This window comes from Acinetobacter sp. DSM 11652 (genome assembly GCF_900109815.1).
In the GTDB taxonomy this organism is placed as follows: domain Bacteria; phylum Pseudomonadota; class Gammaproteobacteria; order Pseudomonadales; family Moraxellaceae; genus Acinetobacter.
This window is the reverse complement of sequence record NZ_FOBK01000003.1, coordinates 115,217-130,888: the sequence shown is the minus strand read 5'-3', so window position 1 is coordinate 130,888 and position 15,672 is coordinate 115,217. Positions and strand designations below refer to the sequence as shown.

20 protein-coding genes are annotated in these 15,672 nt (G+C 34.2%); 10 read left to right on the top strand and 10 right to left on the bottom strand.

Translation table 11 applies throughout. From position 1 onward, the window contains the following. Positions 1 to 95: 95 nt before the first annotated feature. Positions 96 to 914, bottom strand: a complete 819-nt coding sequence (locus BMW42_RS04290) for an exodeoxyribonuclease III (RefSeq protein ID WP_092766525.1) — start codon at positions 912 to 914, stop codon at positions 96 to 98. A gap of 38 nt (positions 915 to 952) precedes the next feature. Between BMW42_RS04290 and pyrE the strand changes: the two genes are divergently transcribed. Beyond that, the gene (gene pyrE, locus BMW42_RS04285) at positions 953 to 1,603 is read left to right on the top strand and encodes an orotate phosphoribosyltransferase (protein ID WP_035264688.1); all 651 of its coding nucleotides are present in this window, start codon (positions 953 to 955) and stop codon (positions 1,601 to 1,603) included. Between the two features lie 182 nt (positions 1,604 to 1,785). Here pyrE and arsH read toward each other — a convergent pair whose 3' ends face one another. Genes arsH through BMW42_RS04270 form a run of 3 tightly spaced genes read right to left on the bottom strand, consistent with a single transcriptional unit; the run spans position 1,786 to position 3,855 of the window. Continuing rightward, on the bottom strand, positions 1,786 to 2,490 hold the full coding sequence (arsH, locus tag BMW42_RS04280; RefSeq protein WP_035264925.1) for an arsenical resistance protein ArsH: 705 nt from the start codon (positions 2,488 to 2,490) through the stop codon (positions 1,786 to 1,788). A gap of 5 nt (positions 2,491 to 2,495) precedes the next feature. Next, positions 2,496 to 3,536, bottom strand: coding sequence for an ACR3 family arsenite efflux transporter (arsB, locus tag BMW42_RS04275; RefSeq protein WP_035264685.1), 1,041 nt, complete (start codon positions 3,534 to 3,536; stop codon positions 2,496 to 2,498). 4 nt (positions 3,537 to 3,540) lie between these two features. After that, positions 3,541 to 3,855: an ArsR/SmtB family transcription factor gene (locus BMW42_RS04270; RefSeq protein ID WP_035264683.1), complete on the bottom strand. Its 315-nt coding sequence runs from the start codon at positions 3,853 to 3,855 to the stop codon at positions 3,541 to 3,543. An 82-nt stretch (positions 3,856 to 3,937) separates the two neighbouring features. Here BMW42_RS04270 and arsC point away from each other — a divergent pair, with 82 nt between their 5' ends. Further along, complete coding sequence (gene arsC, locus BMW42_RS04265) at positions 3,938 to 4,366, top strand: arsenate reductase (glutaredoxin) (RefSeq protein WP_035264681.1); 429 nt, start codon at positions 3,938 to 3,940, stop codon at positions 4,364 to 4,366. A gap of 118 nt (positions 4,367 to 4,484) precedes the next feature. Here the strand turns inward: arsC and BMW42_RS04260 are convergent, their stop codons facing one another. After that, positions 4,485 to 4,967, bottom strand: coding sequence for a GrpB family protein (locus tag BMW42_RS04260; RefSeq protein ID WP_092766524.1), 483 nt, complete (start codon positions 4,965 to 4,967; stop codon positions 4,485 to 4,487). A gap of 384 nt (positions 4,968 to 5,351) precedes the next feature. Next, on the bottom strand, positions 5,352 to 5,636 hold the full coding sequence (locus BMW42_RS04255; RefSeq protein ID WP_035270248.1) for a hypothetical protein: 285 nt from the start codon (positions 5,634 to 5,636) through the stop codon (positions 5,352 to 5,354). An 82-nt stretch (positions 5,637 to 5,718) separates the two neighbouring features. Here BMW42_RS04255 and BMW42_RS04250 point away from each other — a divergent pair, with 82 nt between their 5' ends. From BMW42_RS04250 to BMW42_RS04230, 5 genes are all read left to right on the top strand, one after another. Further along, positions 5,719 to 6,234 carry a hypothetical protein gene (locus BMW42_RS04250; protein WP_143047397.1) on the top strand — a complete coding sequence of 172 codons (516 nt, stop codon included), beginning with the start codon at positions 5,719 to 5,721 and terminating at the stop codon, positions 6,232 to 6,234. Positions 6,235 to 6,485: 251 nt separating this feature from the next. Next, positions 6,486 to 6,959, top strand: a complete 474-nt coding sequence (locus BMW42_RS04245) for a hypothetical protein (protein WP_092766523.1) — start codon at positions 6,486 to 6,488, stop codon at positions 6,957 to 6,959. A 15-nt stretch (positions 6,960 to 6,974) separates the two neighbouring features. Continuing rightward, positions 6,975 to 7,355 carry a hypothetical protein gene (locus BMW42_RS04240; RefSeq protein WP_035270939.1) on the top strand — a complete coding sequence of 127 codons (381 nt, stop codon included), beginning with the start codon at positions 6,975 to 6,977 and terminating at the stop codon, positions 7,353 to 7,355. A 549-nt stretch (positions 7,356 to 7,904) separates the two neighbouring features. Continuing rightward, positions 7,905 to 8,132, top strand: coding sequence for a hypothetical protein (locus BMW42_RS04235; protein WP_035270938.1), 228 nt, complete (start codon positions 7,905 to 7,907; stop codon positions 8,130 to 8,132). Between the two features lie 761 nt (positions 8,133 to 8,893). Next, positions 8,894 to 9,097, top strand: a complete 204-nt coding sequence (locus BMW42_RS04230) for a hypothetical protein (RefSeq protein WP_035270252.1) — start codon at positions 8,894 to 8,896, stop codon at positions 9,095 to 9,097. Positions 9,098 to 9,447: 350 nt separating this feature from the next. On the opposite strand, the gene BMW42_RS04225 is transcribed toward BMW42_RS04230, so the two are convergent. From BMW42_RS04225 to BMW42_RS04210, 4 genes are all read right to left on the bottom strand, one after another. After that, complete coding sequence (locus tag BMW42_RS04225) at positions 9,448 to 10,071, bottom strand: LysE family translocator (protein ID WP_092766522.1); 624 nt, start codon at positions 10,069 to 10,071, stop codon at positions 9,448 to 9,450. A 147-nt stretch (positions 10,072 to 10,218) separates the two neighbouring features. Then, positions 10,219 to 10,830 (bottom strand): NAD(P)-dependent oxidoreductase, encoded by a 612-nt coding sequence (locus BMW42_RS04220; RefSeq protein ID WP_092766521.1) that lies wholly within the window; start codon positions 10,828 to 10,830, stop codon positions 10,219 to 10,221. 249 nt (positions 10,831 to 11,079) lie between these two features. After that, the gene (locus BMW42_RS04215) at positions 11,080 to 11,946 is read right to left on the bottom strand and encodes a hypothetical protein (protein ID WP_143047396.1); all 867 of its coding nucleotides are present in this window, start codon (positions 11,944 to 11,946) and stop codon (positions 11,080 to 11,082) included. A 140-nt stretch (positions 11,947 to 12,086) separates the two neighbouring features. Beyond that, the gene (locus tag BMW42_RS04210; protein WP_092766519.1) at positions 12,087 to 12,644 is read right to left on the bottom strand and encodes a hypothetical protein; all 558 of its coding nucleotides are present in this window, start codon (positions 12,642 to 12,644) and stop codon (positions 12,087 to 12,089) included. 260 nt (positions 12,645 to 12,904) lie between these two features. Here BMW42_RS04210 and BMW42_RS04205 point away from each other — a divergent pair, with 260 nt between their 5' ends. The 3 genes from BMW42_RS04205 (at position 12,905) to gshB (ending at position 15,657) form a co-directional block, all read left to right on the top strand. Further along, entirely contained in the window at positions 12,905 to 13,696 is a 792-nt protein-coding gene (locus BMW42_RS04205) for a 2OG-Fe dioxygenase family protein (RefSeq protein ID WP_051586645.1), read from the top strand. Next, positions 13,693 to 14,586: a lysine exporter LysO family protein gene (locus tag BMW42_RS04200; RefSeq protein ID WP_092766518.1), complete on the top strand. Its 894-nt coding sequence runs from the start codon at positions 13,693 to 13,695 to the stop codon at positions 14,584 to 14,586. The genes BMW42_RS04205 and BMW42_RS04200 overlap by 4 nt, the downstream gene beginning before the upstream one ends. Positions 14,587 to 14,718: 132 nt before the next feature. Continuing rightward, a complete protein-coding gene (gene gshB, locus BMW42_RS04195; RefSeq protein WP_035270267.1) occupies positions 14,719 to 15,657 on the top strand; it encodes a glutathione synthase in 939 nt (312 codons plus the stop codon). The last annotated feature ends 15 nt before the right edge of the window (positions 15,658 to 15,672 follow it).

Sequence of the window (15,672 nt, the reverse complement as noted above, 5' to 3'; positions counted from 1 at the left end):
CTGAATTAGTCGGAATAAAAATACGTTAACACGACAAGATTTGTGAGCAATTAGCGTGCATTTAGTAAACAGTTGTTCACTCAGTTTGCACGGCACTAAATTTTATAATCGATAATGACAGGGGCATGATCGCTAAACCACGTTTCTTTATATACCCATGCATTCACAGTACGATCTTTCCAATCTGGTGAGCAAGCTTGATAGTCAATCCGCCAACCCACGTTCTTGGCACGGGCTTGTCCTCGGTTTGACCACCATGAATAAAGTTCTGCTTCTTTACGCACTTCACGGAAGGTATCGACATAGCCTAAATCATCATAAATATGATCGAGCCATGCACGTTCATGTGGTAAACAACCTGAAGCTTTTTGATTGCCTGACCAGTTCTTAATATCAATGCGTTTATGTACGATATTGTAGTCACCGCAAACAATCACAGATTTACCTTCATCACGCCATTGTTTCAAGATCTGCTTGTATTCATTTAGGAAGTGATCTTTACGTGCTTGTGCTTCTTCACCAGAAGAACCTGATGGTAAATAGAGTGAGCAAATATGAGCTGTTTTCTCTAAGCCTAGATCAAATTCTGCTGAGATAAAACGACCTTGTGAATCAGCCAATTCAAAACCCAGACCATCGGTAACTGAGATAAACGGCAAACGACTATAGATTGCGGTACCAGCATAGCCAGGACGCTCAGCTGGGAATAGGTGTGTATACCAACCTTCTGGCTTAAATTTATCTGTCCATTGTTCGTGTGTAATACGGGATTCTTGCATGCAAATGACATCGGCATCTGAAGTTGCCATCCAGTCAAAAATTCCTTTTTTTTCTGCAGAACGAAGACCATTTACGTTGATTGATACGACACGTAAAATTTTTTGATCACTAGGATAGCTACTCTTTGGTATCATGCTCGAGTTTAACCTCAATTTAATAAATGGAGCACCTCATGACAGCGCAAGCGGCATTTAATCCACAAGCTTTTATCGAACTGGCATTATCACGTGGTGTGCTTAAATTTGGTGAGTTTACTTTAAAATCAGGTCGTGTGAGTCCTTATTTTTTTAACGCCGGTTTGTTAAATGACGGTGAAGCCTTAACTGGCTTGGCTTCTGGCTATGCAGCAAAATTAACTGAATGTGATAATGTTGAAGTGATTTTTGGCCCTGCGTATAAAGGTATTCCATTTGTCGCTGCAACGGCTGTGGCATTGTCACAAAACCACGGTGTAAGTGTACCTTGGGGCTTCAACCGTAAAGAAGTTAAAGATCACGGTGAGGGGGGGGTTTTAGTTGGTGCTTCAGTTGAAGGTAAAAAGGTATGGATCATTGATGATGTAATCACTGCGGGTACAGCCATTCGTGAAGTTGTGACCATTTTAAAAAATGCAGGCGCGCAAATAGCGGGTGTATTGGTTGCGCTTGACCGTCAAGAAAAAGGTCAGGGTGAATTGTCTGCGATTCAAGAAGTTCAAAAAGAGCTTGAAATTCCTGTGCATGCGCTTATCACAATGAAAGATTTAATGGATTACTTAGATGCTAAAGGCGACAAAGATGCTTTAGCGAAAATGGAAGCGTACCGTGTGAAGTACGGAATCTAAGTCTTATAAAGTTCTACTTAATATTAATGTGAACATTGCTTAATAAATAAGCGTGGAACTTGAAGAATCTATAAAAAAGCCCAGATCTATAGGTCTGGGTTTTTTATATTGATATAAGTTATTGATTTGTATTTAATAAAAAATCATTTCGCATAAGGTGTATTATGTTAATTTTAGGAAATCTAGATACTCTTTTGATTCACACGCTTTGAAAGCTCTTCTGCACTTTCTACACGTTCAGAGTAACGGTCTGTGAGATATGAGGACTGTCCCCTGGTTAAAAGCGTAAATTTATAAAGTTCTTCCATCACATCGACAATCCTCATGTAATAAGAAGAAGGCTTCATACGACCATCCTCTTCAAACTCTAGAAATGCTTTAGGGACTGAGGACTGATTTGGTATCGTGATCATACGCATCCAACGCCCTAAAATACGTAATTGATTTACAGCATTAAAGGATTGCGAACCTCCACACACTTGCATTACAGCTAAGGTTTTACCTTGCGTTGCACGGATTGCACCCGCTGCTAATGGAATCCAATCAATTTGAGCTTTCAATATCGAACTCATTGAGCCATGACGCTCAGGAGAGCACCACACCATGCCTTCTGACCATGCTAAGAGTTCATGGAGTTCCTTAACCTTTGTATGTTGCATATCACCATCTTCAGGGAGGGGTAGCCCTTTTGGATGGAAGATTTTCACTTCCGCACCAAAATATTCAAGAATTCGACCAGCTTCCTGAACAGCTAAACGGCTATATGATCTATCACGATTTGAGCCATACAAAAGCAGTATTCTTGGTGGATGTTTAAGGTTCTTTGCCTGAACTTTTTCTAAAGTCGGTTTTTCTAAAAGACTAGGATCAATATTTGGTAGGTTCATTCGACTCATGCCTCTTTAAACACTTTTTTTCTCAGCCATAGCGACACTGTCACTAAAGCAATCAATACAGGAACTTCAACAAGCGGACCAATCACGGTTGTGAAAGCTACAGGTGAAGCTAATCCAAAAGTGGCAATCGCTACAGCCAGTGCTAATTCAAAATTGTTGCCTGCCGCAGTAAAGGAAATAGCAGTCGTTTTAGGGTAATCATTGCCCATCCACTTACTCATAAAGAAGCTGATGAAGAACATCGCAACAAAGTAAATTGTCAAAGGAATAGCGATTCTAAGCACGTCTAGAGGAAGGCTAATCACTTCACCACCTTTAAGACTGAACATGGCTACAATCGTGAATAAAAGGGCAATAAGGCTGATTGGGCTAATCTTTGGGATAAATTTATCCTGATACCAAGCCAAACCATTCTTTTTAACCAAAATCAGTCGGGTTAAACACCCAAGTAAGAACGGAATACCTAGATAAATAAGAACAGCATGGGTAATTGTCCAAAAGCTCACATTAATGATTTGTGCTTCTACCCCAAAGAATGGTGGTAAGAAGGTTAAGAATAACCAGGCATAAGTACTAAAGAATAAGATCTGGAAGATACTGTTAAACGCGACTAAGGCAGCGACATATTGATTATCCCCACATGCCAGATCGTTCCAGACGAGGACCATCGCAATACATCGGGCTAAGCCTATGAGAATTAGGCCAGTCATGTATTCAGGATAGGCATGTAAAAAAATGATTGCCAAACCAAACATTAAGCAAGGTGCTATTAGCCAGTTTTGAACGAGAGATAATGTAAGGGTTCGCTTGTCCTCAAAGACTTTAGGCAAAGTCGCATAGTCTACTTTGGCAAGTGGTGGATACATCATCAAAATAAGCCCTATTGCGATAGGGATATTCACTGAATTAATGCTTAATTGATCGAGTACCACAGATGCTTGAGGAAAAAATACACCAATACCTACTCCTAATGCCATGGCAATAAAAATCCATAGCGTTAGATTTCGATCTAAGAATGAGAGCTTTGATCCGGACATTGAATTACTCGCATTGCATAGAGATAGATAAGTTGCTTGCAGGTTTATTCAGTACTTCATCATTTAAGACATTGAGCACTGCATTTACCCATTCTGGTAAATCAGGATTTAATCGGTAATACACCCATTGTCCCTTGCGCTCATCTAGCAAAATTGAGAGGTTACGGAGTAAAGCCAAGTGACGAGAAATTTTGGGTTGGCTCAGTTGTAATATCTCTGTGATTTCACAAACACATACATTTTGTCTTGCTAAAATAATTTTTAAAATATCTAGACGTGTCGGGTCAGATAGGCATTTAAAGAAATCTGCTTGATCCATCATCTACACTCCAATATATGCTATTGCGAATATACGCATATCCGTATATAAATGCAATATTACTAAGCTTTGAGTTAATCCAATGTCATCAAAAGTTAAGATCTATCACAACCCTGCTTGCGGAACATCAAGAAATACACTGGCTTTAATTCGAAATACCGGAGAGGAACCTGAAATTATTGAGTATCTTCTCAACCCTCCGAGCAAGAGAGAACTGATTAATTTAATTGAAAAATCAGGTCTTTCTGTACATGAAGCTATTCGTAAAAATGTAGAACCTTTTGAAACTCATAAATTGGATCAGCCACACTGGACAGATGAACAGCTCATTAATTTTATGCTTGAGTATCCAATTTTGATTAATCGTCCATTCGTAGTAACTGAGATCGGTGTAAAACTTTGTAGACCATCTGAACTCGTTTTAGATATTTTATCTGCACCTCAAATAGGTGCTTTTACTAAAGAAGATGGTGAAATAATCATCGATAAAAATGGTAAGCGGATTAAATAAATCCGCCTCATTTAACATAATGGTCGTTATGCGAAATCAAAAATAGTAGATAAGGATCCTATTTTGACCTTAATACAAAACGTAACATTTTGATTTAAATTAAGAAAATATAAATATTTTAAGAAATATTTTTATATAATATCTCTTCAATGAAAGAAGCTTTTACCTTTCTATAATCATCTTCTTCAAATCCAATACAGTCGATTTTTAACTGATTATATTGATCTACTAAATGTGGTGAAGAAATTAAGATATCTCTAAAAGTTAGAAAATTTAAGTACAAAGAATCTTCAGTAATAACTTGAAATGCTATATCTTTCTCAGAGTTAATAGCTTCTAGCATGCAAAGATCATTTGTTCTTAACGTATTGCTTTTCTCTCTAAAATTTAATTTTTTTAATAAATTTATAGATTTTTTAAACTCTTTTTCAGGGATACAAACTAAAATATCGAGATCACCCTTAGAATATGCATTAGGTATTGCTGAAGATCCTATATGCTCAACTCTAGCATTTGGAAGTAATCTTATAATTTTCTTTTCATATTCATTAAAAAGAATTTTCAATTCATCTTGATAAGCACTTGCAGGAAAAAATTTCATTATTCTAAAAACTAACTATTAATTCAGAAATACTTTATCAAACATAAAAAATCTAATAATTTTTTTATGTTTGATTTATTTAACATAAAATCTCTTATGTGAAATATATTAAAACAATAACTAAAGAAATTAGGTGTTCTTTTAAGGAAAAATGAGTAATCAAATTAAATGAGTATTTTTTAATCAACCATGTAATCCATGGTGTACATTGTTTCTAGTATTTGTCATCTTGGATGTAATTATTCGTTCTTTTATTATAAATAAATATAGAGCAGGAAGTTCTAGAAAATAAGATATGGATAAACAGGGAATGTTAAACGTCCAGCACCATTAAGCCTCTTATTAAAAAGCCCGACATGATGTCGGGCTTTTTAATAGAAATAATTACCAACGGCTCAATCTACCATTGTACAACATATCATTGATCTCACTTTGAGTTCTCCATGAACATTGGACAGTCGGATATTGATCCCCTCGATTAGAATGATAATCTCTATGGCGATCAGCAACTCTGTCACAATCAGCGATTTTATTATAAGGTCCACCTATTAGATGCCAAGTCTCTCCATGAGAATTATGTTTACATAATAGGAACAAGGGCTTATTAGCAAATACCAGAGTAGCTAATGAAGCTAATAATCCCCCAATAATAATTTTTTTTAATTTCATAATTAATTTCCTTTTTTAATCTACTCTTAATTATAATATAATAATATTTTTTAAAACACAAAAGGTATTTTCAGGTGATATTATGAGAAATATATTATATTTATTCTTATGTATGTCTTTTACACTAATAGCTAATGCTGCTTATGCATCAGATATTAATGATAAAAGTGAAATAATTAAGAAAATTAATTCTTGGTTAACTGAACATGTCGTAGATGAATTTGTAGAAGATAAAAAAGTTCCACAAGAAACATTTTATAGTAGTGCTGCTATAAACGTTGATGTGATGATGGTTGGACAAAGACTGAAGTATGATTATGATCGTCCAGTTTATGTTGAAGCCTATGATAATATTAAATGGTCAGACATGAAAAAAAATAATAATGGTAAATATTTAACAATTAATAAGGAAAATGTTAATGGGTTCTTGTTTTTTAAGAAACCTAACATAAAGTTGATAAAAGTAAATACTTATAAATCACCCCGTCCAACAAGAGAAGTTACAGATACAATAGAATTCCCTTTAACGAAAAAAGTTAGTAAAAGTGAGATTAATAAACTTGAACTACTGTTAAGTCAGTTAGCTAATAGTAAATAAAAAAAATGATGTGATTATTCAATTACCACTATTTCTATAGACTTTCTTTTAATTAGATAGAATGAGAATTAAAGAAAGATATTTCATAATAGAGTAGTAAGGCGTATGATCCTCGTGAAAATCATTTTTATATTATTTGGTTACTAAAAAATCCTGTTTTAACTCATTTCTATTAGTCACCAATCTAACTACTAGAAAGCTTATATTTTTAAGAAATAAATATTGTTAAACCTTTAGATAAGGCTCAGATCATGAAAATTTATAGCTTAGCTTTAATTGCTATTTTTTGTTCATCTACTTACGCAAAAAAAGTTGATAGTTTTTCTTCATTACAAGATGCTCATGAGGTTATAGACGAAGCAGGGCTCTATACCCAAGAAATAGTAGGTAATAATATCCGAGCTGATCTTTTTTCATTTGAGAGTTCAGGATGTTCAACTAGTTATTCAATAATGTTTACTGATAAAGATCGTAGTGGCAATAATGGAAAATATCTGCGAGAAATTTCTATAGATTGGACAAGAGCTAGTGTGAGAGGAGATGGATATACGATTAATAAGCTTTATGTTGGTCCTGTAAAATATTCACAATATACTTTATTAAATGGATGGAAGTTAGATCCTACAAGAACAGGCGGTGCTGCTATATGGTACGTAAAAGATAGTCATGCTAAAAAGATGAATGCAGCTCTTGATTACTTACATGAAAAGTGTAAATACAAATAAACTACCGGTGATGCTATGAGTTTTTACAAAAAATTATCTTCTACATTCCTAGGGATAACCTTAATCTGTGGTGCAGCATATACAAATGCACAAGATACTAGATATACATTTTGTCGTTCTCTAATTACAGAAAGTGCTATATCTTGGGATAAATCATTTTGGGTTGTATCTTCAGTTTTCCGTAATAACTTGAGTATATCTCGCTCAGATATTGGAATAAAAAATAGTTTTAATTCTTTTATTGAAGCTGAATTTGGTGGTCAAGCCCGTATGGCTATTTGTTTTCATGAAGATGATTATCAAGATGCATTAGATGAACGAAATGATCTCATTAGTGAATATAGAAATAGTGATGAAGATTATAAAACTGTACATTGGTCATATCGTGGTGATTAAAAGAGATTATCTAAATAACTATCACTTTCTTAAATATTTTTAATTAGATTTTGATCGAAAATACTAGGTATCCACCAAAATTTTAGACATACATAACTATCTTCTTCAGGGTTTTTCATAATCTAATGAAAAACCATTTAAAATCATAAAATTAGAGCAAGTTGTATCCAGTTTGGATGAACCGCCAACTTTTAATGATTTGATTAGGCGCATAATTACGTTAACTATCTGCAATATTTTATCTATTCTTTAATTAGACGACTTTATCAAAAATTGATAAGTGGATTTACTTAATCCTCTTGATTTAATATCAAACCTTATTCGAATTTTTATACATGAAAAAAAGCTCAACCATAGGGTTACTGAGCAAAAGAGAAAATTTTAATAATCTTTTCATATTAGATTCATCATTTTTAAGTAAGAATAATACTTCCTGAACAGGATGCAGACGAGTCATTAAAAACTAGATAAATAATAGATGAAGATATTATATATTATCTAAAAATATGAGTGTATTTTATCATCACCTAGAGGTCAATTAGAATAGAAATGAAAAATTTTAGCGTTAATGATTTAGATTTATTGATTGAAAAATATCGAAAAGCAGACAAAGAAGTAAAGAAAATCCTAATCGGTTATAAATTATTTGGTGAATTAATGAATGATTCTAAATTTCATGAAGAAGTTATCAATTCAGCATTAAGTACTACGAAAAGAAAATATAAGAAAATAAAAATAAGAATCACAACAGATGAATATCAGCTGGATTTTGAATAAAGGTAAGCTAAGTATCCAATACTCAAATTCTCTTAAATTATCCAAAAATTTGTCCGCAGAAATTGGGGATGGATTTGATTCCGAGAGGCATATATCTTATAGGGAATTGCGGTTTTTGATCACTTTTTAACCATTTTTATTGGCGAAAAATGACAAATTTGCTTAAAAAGCAGTCGATATGTTTCACAGTCGACTTTTTACTGTTTTTCGGGGTGGGTGAAAATTTTTAAGTTATTGATTTTAAATCATTATTTTAGTTTCATTTCGCATAACGACCATTATGTTAAATAGAAGTAAATTTATTTAAAAATATGTTTGATTTAAGTAATTTTAATAATGCTTAACTTTTAATAAACTATATTTAAATATCAAATTAACAATAAAGTTGGTTTTCTTATGTTATTAAAAAAAATAGTTTTAATTAGTACAATAATGACTAGTAGTCTTGCTCTTGCATATGATCCTACAACGCCTTCATATTATTTAACTAAAAATTGTGTGCAGAATATTATGCAGACTGTATTGATGTCTATGGGTCTACTGGTAGCGGTGGAATGTCAGAGTGTGGAAACTCTTTAAATACATGCATCACTACAGGTGACTGGAATCCACCAAATCTTCCTGTGCCATCATCGAATAGATTATTAAACCTTTTTAGTTCAGAAACTAGAGAAGCTAAAACAATATATACCACGGTCTAATAAATCAGGATCTCAATGTAATATGATTGGGATCCTTACCAACATCTATAGAAGAGAAAAATGGATCAATTAAAAAAAATAAATGATGATTTATATCAAGCCGCAATATTATTAGACAGTATTCCTAGTAAGATTCAATCGGATCCATCACTAGAAAATAGAGAGAATATTTTACTGATAGGAAAAGCTCTCAGTCATATTTTTGAACTCCAAAATAATATTTATAAAATTCGGCCTGATTTAAAAAATAATAATCAGCAATAACAGTTCTTTATAGATTTTTTAAGAAATATAACGGCTTATTTGAGAATGCAAAAGTAATATTATATTTGTAATAGTTTCTCTAAAATTAACATAATAGGCGTTATGCGAAATTCTTATCTGCATCACACAAATTACATTTTTACGTTATGCCCAACTTTTCATTCAGTTCTTGTAACCTCATCACTCAAGGACGATTTTGCCACGGTGGGGTATATCAAATGCATAACCTGATCGCAGGCAAGAATCATCTAATCAATGATTTTTATCTTCTGAATAAAAGACGATCATGGCGGGTTGCATCATTAGAAACCCCGGGAATAAATTCATTCATAAATTGTAGTTTAAATAAGTTAAAGAGACTCATAAAAGAGCGCTGTGCTGAATATCCCATACCCAGCGATGGTCATGAGGATCGCGCCACACAAGGCTAAGATTTTTGAATAAATACGTTGTTGAGAAATAGCGTTAAAACCTAAATAGACCAAAGATAGTACGACAAAATCTAGAAGAATCCATGTGATGATTAACAGCGACAAACTTAAATCTATATTTGGTGTAATTTGAATAAACTGCGGAAAAAAAGCAGTGAAGAAAATAATATCTTTTGGATTGGAAATTCCAACTAAAAACCCTTTGGAAAAACCGCTATCCATCGGCTTGATCTTTGAAGAGGCAGTTTGATTGTGCTGAAAAGTTTCTCTAAGAATTTCAAAACCTAAATAGCCAATATAAAGACATCCTAGGACTTTGATGATGTTGAAAATATGCTCATTAAAATGAAGAACACCCTTAAGTGCAAGAATTGAAAGCGCAATTAAACATAGTGAGGCAACATTAGTGCCTAAAATGGTTTGTAATGCTTTTCGATAACCACCTTTTGCACCTGCACTGGCCACCAAAATCATAACAGGGCCTGGAGTGGCAATCATAATAATGACAGTGAAAATATATAAAAAATACTCAAGATAATTCATGAAAATACTACTTTTTAAATTTTATTTATATAAATATTATAACCTCTTTAGATTTCATTCATCTCATTTATTTAAAATATCTCATAGAGCGAAATAAATAATAAAAAAGGAAGCCTAAGCTTCCTTTTTTAATAATATCACTGAATATTAATAACCTACGCTAAAGCGCTCTTGAATATGGTTATTATTTTCAAGCTCATCACTGAGCGCTACTGCGAAATCTTCTGCAGAGATTTTACTGCCTTCTTCACCAACGATAAGTTCATCTTTACCAGAGCGATATTCACCAGTTCGCTTACCAGGACCGAATTCCGCTGCAGGAGCAATAAAGGTCCAGTCAATGTCGTCCACTTGTTTTAACTTATCAAAGAACTGAATGCCTGCTTCCGCCTCAGCTTTATATGCATCAGGGAAGTCTTCTGTATCGATTACACGCACATTTTGATTTGGTACAGTTAAACCGCCAGCGCCACCAACAACAATATAACGTTTAACTTTTGATTCACGAATAGCATTAAGAAGTGAATTGATATCAAGACCTTGGAAACGTACTGCACTAATTACAGCATCTTGACCTTTCAGCTCATTTACAAGTGCTTCTTGATCATTTAAATCTAAATCTACAGTTAACACACGCTCTGTATCTGAAACTTTGCTTGTATTACGCGCAATCGCTTTGACGTAGTGTCCACGTGAAACAAGCTCTTCAAGAATACGAGAACCTGCCATGCCTGTTGCACCAATTAAAACTATTTTCATAATGCCCTCATTAAATTTATAACTATGATTATTGGAGTGCTAAATATTTAGTCATCACGATTAAAAAATGAAATCATGAATGATTAAAATGTAATATTAATTTAGCTTAAAATAAAAAAGATTAATGTATTAAATCTATGTTGATTTATAGTTAAAATAGGAGTGAGAAGTTATTTAATTATTTTAAATGTAAATTTTATGTAATTATAAGCTTGAAAAATATTCATATAAAACCAGTCTAACTTTTATTTATTGTTGAAGTTGGTTTAAAGAAAATCGCCATATATCATTTTTATATCCATAGCTTTCATCTTTCGAGCTTGGTGGATGCTGTAAGATAAAATTATGTAGTTGCTTTTTTTGATCATTATTCAGAACTTCAACAATAGCTGGTTGGTCGACAATTTGATTATTTAAATTCGCAATAATGTCTTCAATCATCTTCGGATTTTTATGCGCAAGTTGTTCTAAAGTTGTGTTATTTCCCTGACCATTTAGCAGATATTGAGAAAGAAATTGTGCTTCGTTTGGTGAGATAGAATTTTGTTGAAGAAGTTCTTGTACAAGATTGTGCTGAGTTTGGACAGATGCGGTATGCGGTAGGCTAGAAATAAGAACTTGTTTAACCTTTGGATCTAAATTTGGATCCTGAAAACGTTGCTCTAAAGCGTGACTAATTTTCTGTCGAATCAAATCATTTTCAGGTAGGGATTTTTTGAGTTCATGTTCTCGATCAGTCAGCAACATCGCATTATTCAGTGCGCCTATCGCTAAGCTTTGAATTTTAGGATTTTGATGTGTGAGAAATGGCAAAATTTGTTCAGTTGCTTCTAAAGGATTGAGAGAAGTAAGTTGAGTCAGGATTTCTTCTATTGCATTTTCATCATGCTGGTTTTGTTCAAGGAGCTGAATTAAATCATGTATTTTTTCTTCTCGATTCGCAGCAGATTGATCCAGTTGAAGTAACTTTTTTGCCCATACGGGTAGGTTAGTGTTGAGTTTCATATCTGCAGTATTTTCAGACAAGCTAGTCGCGCGATCTTCATTGCTTTTTAGCGTTGACGTATTATTATTTTGATTTGATATACTTTGAGTCGTATCTGCTGTCGATTTCAAATACATCCATAAAATTACTGCACAGATCACGAAGATCAAAATAACCAAAAAAATATTTTTCTTATTCATAATATTAAAATATTAAGCTGTCGTTGCCTTCAACATCAGAGATGTGAAGGCAATATAATGGAATGATTTATTTACACTCGTGTAATTGTGAGTAAGCTACTATTGAAAGTTCCACGCGGTGTGCTTCCTCCTAGATTACCATTACCTGTCTGAGTGTAGAGCCATTTCGTAAAGCTGTCACATCGGAACGTTCCCTTTTGCCATGTATATTTGCTACAAGCACCATTGGAGTTATATTGTGAACAGACTTGCACAGCTGGGTTTGGTGTTGCTGAATACAGCGTGTAAGCGACATGGGGTCGTTGCTGATTTGATACCGCAGTGATTTGATTAGCAGCAGATGAGTAAGGAGATTTATATCCAAAACTTGTTTTGGCCTTTGCTCCCCAATATTTTGTAGTTTTAAATCCACTTAAGCTGACATATTCAATCACATCTACATATGCCGTTTTGTTCATGACTTGAACAATATTGTTTGAACTTACATATACACCTGTATGCCCTAATGCACCAACAATTGGAACGTTGAGGTCTCGACCGAGTACATCACCGACTCGTGTAGGATTGCCTGCTGCTAAAGTAACTGAACTGATAGTGAGTAAACATAGTGTAGAAATTATTTTAATCATGGACTTGTACCTATTGTTGGAATATTAAGTCCTGTTAGTTTTATTCAACGATGTTAACGTTTGATGTAATTCGTATTTGAAGTTGTAACAATAATTTTGTAATTTTTCTTAATAATTTAATTTGAAATAGTAATATTATTTTGTGAGTAAACCTTAATAAAAACGTAATAATTTTAGCGTGACTATGATATTTATTTAGTTATTCTTAAGGATTAATTGTGCTTGATCAATTAGACGCTAATACTGAATCGTATAGCAATTTGACTGCTATAAAACATCAAGAAATTGATTTGAAGAATACCTTCAAAGCAAAAGGGTATCTACATTATAAATCTATAGAGGTGGATCATTTTTCTAAACTATTACTAGCTAAAGAGTTTGAAAAACTTGAAAAAGATCCTTTTGCACCTACACATACTCAAAGGTTTAGAAGATACGGAAATGCCTTAATTTTACCTTGGGAAAAAGATCTTAAGCCTATTTGGTTGCCGACAGTGCGTGATAATATAGGGCAGGAGTTATCTGGATATGATCAGGGAGGGAACAATCCCGAGCATCAGTCGATTCGTTATTTTAACGCGTTGAGCCAAGAAGCTAAATCTACGCAATATCTTAATGATTTGATTGTAGATGATTATCAACTTACTTTTGGTTTGGAAAATGCCTATCTGCCAATTTACGTGGGTGTCCATTTTGTCAAACTGCGTTCAACTCATGCCGATCAGCTAGGAATTAGTTCGCCTAATTGTTTTCATCAGGATGGTGAGCCATTCACATTTGCTCATTTGTTTTATAGGAGTAATAACATTGAAGGAGGTGAAAACTTTATTGCATCACCTCAGGAAAGAAATAAGCGTTTAGATGAGGTAAATAATTATAATATTTATCAAAAATTTACGTTGAGACAAGCTTCTGAAAGTTTTGCTGTACACGATCCAGCAGTTTCACATTATGTATCACCTATTAGAAAAATAGATCAAGGCACAAATGCTGAGGCTGGTGAGCGCTGGATGATTTTGATTGATTTCTCTCTTACAAAGCAAAAAATATGATTCAAAATTTAATAATTTCGCTTTTACCTATTCTCATTTCTCTTATATTGGGTTGGGGCATAGGTAAAGCTGCAAACGTTCAAGTTCGCAATATATTGGTTGGTCAAATTACGTTTTTGGTGTGGTTGCTCCTCATCTCTATAGGCTTTCAATTTGGCAGTGTCTTGTTTGATAAAGATCTTGGTTCAAAAATATTAATTGAAGCTTTTATTTATTCTACAGTGTTAAGTGTGATTACCTTTGGGCTTTTATTTAATCGTAGCCACTTTAAGGCTGAGCACCAAAAATCATTCAAGGATATGCTCAAACCTATTACCGAATGCTTGATTGCGATTGGAATGGTGTTGATCGGGATGGGGCTATATTGGCTATTACCCAAGACTTTATCAGGGGAAATGTTAAGCGCGATACTATTGTATGTGTTGATTTTTTTAATCGGAGTGGATTTGTCTGCGATTAAAATTCAAGCCCTCACTATGAATCATATTAAAGTGCCATTTTTTTCAATCATTGCACTATTTATTGCGGCTTATTTGACGAGTCATATCATGACTCAATCTTTTGTCGAACTCGTTGTGATGGGGAGTGGATTTGGTTGGTTCTCTCTTTCTGGTCCTTTAGTTGCTAAAGTTTTAGGACCTGAGCAGGGAACTTTTGCTTTGATCACAGATCTTGTACGAGAGTTTTATGCGATTGCATTGTTGTATTTATTAGGTCAGCGTTATCCAAAGCCAATCATTGGTGTATGTGGTGCCACGGCGATGGACTCGACTTTACCCTTTGTAAAAAACAATTGTTCACCATTAGATGTACAAATTGCAATTCTCAGTGGATTTTTCCTGACGCTCATTGCGCCGTTTTTTATTATTTTTTTTAGTAGTTTGATATGAATCCAAATTCTAGTGCTCAGCAGAAATAGGAAAGAGCTTCTCTGAATTTATACAATTGATCCTTTGATAGATCAGTAGATCGTTCACTAAACTTCGTTATAATCGCTTCATTGATAAAATAGAGAACAGATCATGCGCGTACTTGTGGTGATGGATCCCATCGAAAATGTAAACCTCAAAAAAGATTCGACCATGGCAATGCTTTGGGCTGCTGCACGTCGCGGTCATGAGTTAGGGTATGCACTTCAGGAAGATTTATATATCGATCAAGGCAAAGCTTTTGGTTTGATCTCACCACTTAAAGTGTTTGAGGATTATAATCATTACTATGAACTTGGTGAAAAACAGAAAGAATCTTTAGCCGCATACGATGTTGTACTCATGCGTAAAGATCCACCTTTTGATATGAACTTTGTTTATACAACTTATATTCTGGAACAAGCGGAACGTGAAGGTTCCTGGATTATCAATAAACCTCAAAGTTTGCGAGACTGTAACGAAAAGCTGTTCGCTACACAATTTCCAGAACTGCAGGTTCCGACTTTGGTAACTTCACAGCAAAGTTTAATCCGAGAGTTTATTGCTGAACATCAAGATGTGATTGTAAAACCGCTAGATGGGATGGGCGGTATGGGGATTTTCCGTTTAACTGCTGCAGGGGCAAATATCGGTTCAACTTTGGAAATGTTGACTCAAATGGGGCAGCAACCGATTATGGCGCAACGTTATATTCCTGAAATTGTGGATGGAGATAAGCGTATTCTGATGGTCAATGGTGAGCCAATTCCATATTGTTTAGCGCGTATCCCACAAAATGGTGAAACGCGAGGTAACCTTGCTGCTGGTGGGCGTGGTGAAGCACGTCCGTTGACTGAAAATGATAAGGTGATTGCTGCTAAAGTTGGACCATTCTTGCGTGAGAAGGGGCTGGTATTTGTTGGTCTTGATGTCATTGGAAACTATGTAACAGAAATTAATGTGACTAGTCCAACGTGTATACGTGAAATAGACGCACAATTTGGTACTTCTATCGCAGATACATTATTTGATGTTTTGGAAGCTGGACGTTAGCTGATCTGCAAAAAA

Excerpts from the sequence above, each read along its gene's own strand:
- BMW42_RS04290 (WP_092766525.1), bottom strand. The coding sequence starts at position 914 with ATGATACCAAAGAGTAGCTATCCTAGTGATCAAAAAATTTTACGTGTC.
- pyrE (WP_035264688.1), top strand. The coding sequence starts at position 953 with ATGACAGCGCAAGCGGCATTTAATCCACAAGCTTTTATCGAACTGGCA.
- arsH (WP_035264925.1), bottom strand. The coding sequence starts at position 2,490 with ATGAACCTACCAAATATTGATCCTAGTCTTTTAGAAAAACCGACTTTA.
- arsB (WP_035264685.1), bottom strand. The coding sequence starts at position 3,536 with ATGTCCGGATCAAAGCTCTCATTCTTAGATCGAAATCTAACGCTATGG.
- BMW42_RS04270 (WP_035264683.1), bottom strand. The coding sequence starts at position 3,855 with ATGGATCAAGCAGATTTCTTTAAATGCCTATCTGACCCGACACGTCTA.
- arsC (WP_035264681.1), top strand. The coding sequence starts at position 3,938 with ATGTCATCAAAAGTTAAGATCTATCACAACCCTGCTTGCGGAACATCA.
- BMW42_RS04260 (WP_092766524.1), bottom strand. The coding sequence starts at position 4,967 with ATGAAATTTTTTCCTGCAAGTGCTTATCAAGATGAATTGAAAATTCTT.
- BMW42_RS04255 (WP_035270248.1), bottom strand. The coding sequence starts at position 5,636 with ATGAAATTAAAAAAAATTATTATTGGGGGATTATTAGCTTCATTAGCT.
- BMW42_RS04250 (WP_143047397.1), top strand. The coding sequence starts at position 5,719 with ATGAGAAATATATTATATTTATTCTTATGTATGTCTTTTACACTAATA.
- BMW42_RS04245 (WP_092766523.1), top strand. The coding sequence starts at position 6,486 with ATGAAAATTTATAGCTTAGCTTTAATTGCTATTTTTTGTTCATCTACT.
- BMW42_RS04240 (WP_035270939.1), top strand. The coding sequence starts at position 6,975 with ATGAGTTTTTACAAAAAATTATCTTCTACATTCCTAGGGATAACCTTA.
- BMW42_RS04235 (WP_035270938.1), top strand. The coding sequence starts at position 7,905 with ATGAAAAATTTTAGCGTTAATGATTTAGATTTATTGATTGAAAAATAT.
- BMW42_RS04230 (WP_035270252.1), top strand. The coding sequence starts at position 8,894 with ATGGATCAATTAAAAAAAATAAATGATGATTTATATCAAGCCGCAATA.
- BMW42_RS04225 (WP_092766522.1), bottom strand. The coding sequence starts at position 10,071 with ATGAATTATCTTGAGTATTTTTTATATATTTTCACTGTCATTATTATG.
- BMW42_RS04220 (WP_092766521.1), bottom strand. The coding sequence starts at position 10,830 with ATGAAAATAGTTTTAATTGGTGCAACAGGCATGGCAGGTTCTCGTATT.
- BMW42_RS04210 (WP_092766519.1), bottom strand. The coding sequence starts at position 12,644 with ATGATTAAAATAATTTCTACACTATGTTTACTCACTATCAGTTCAGTT.
- BMW42_RS04200 (WP_092766518.1), top strand. The coding sequence starts at position 13,693 with ATGATTCAAAATTTAATAATTTCGCTTTTACCTATTCTCATTTCTCTT.
- gshB (WP_035270267.1), top strand. The coding sequence starts at position 14,719 with ATGCGCGTACTTGTGGTGATGGATCCCATCGAAAATGTAAACCTCAAA.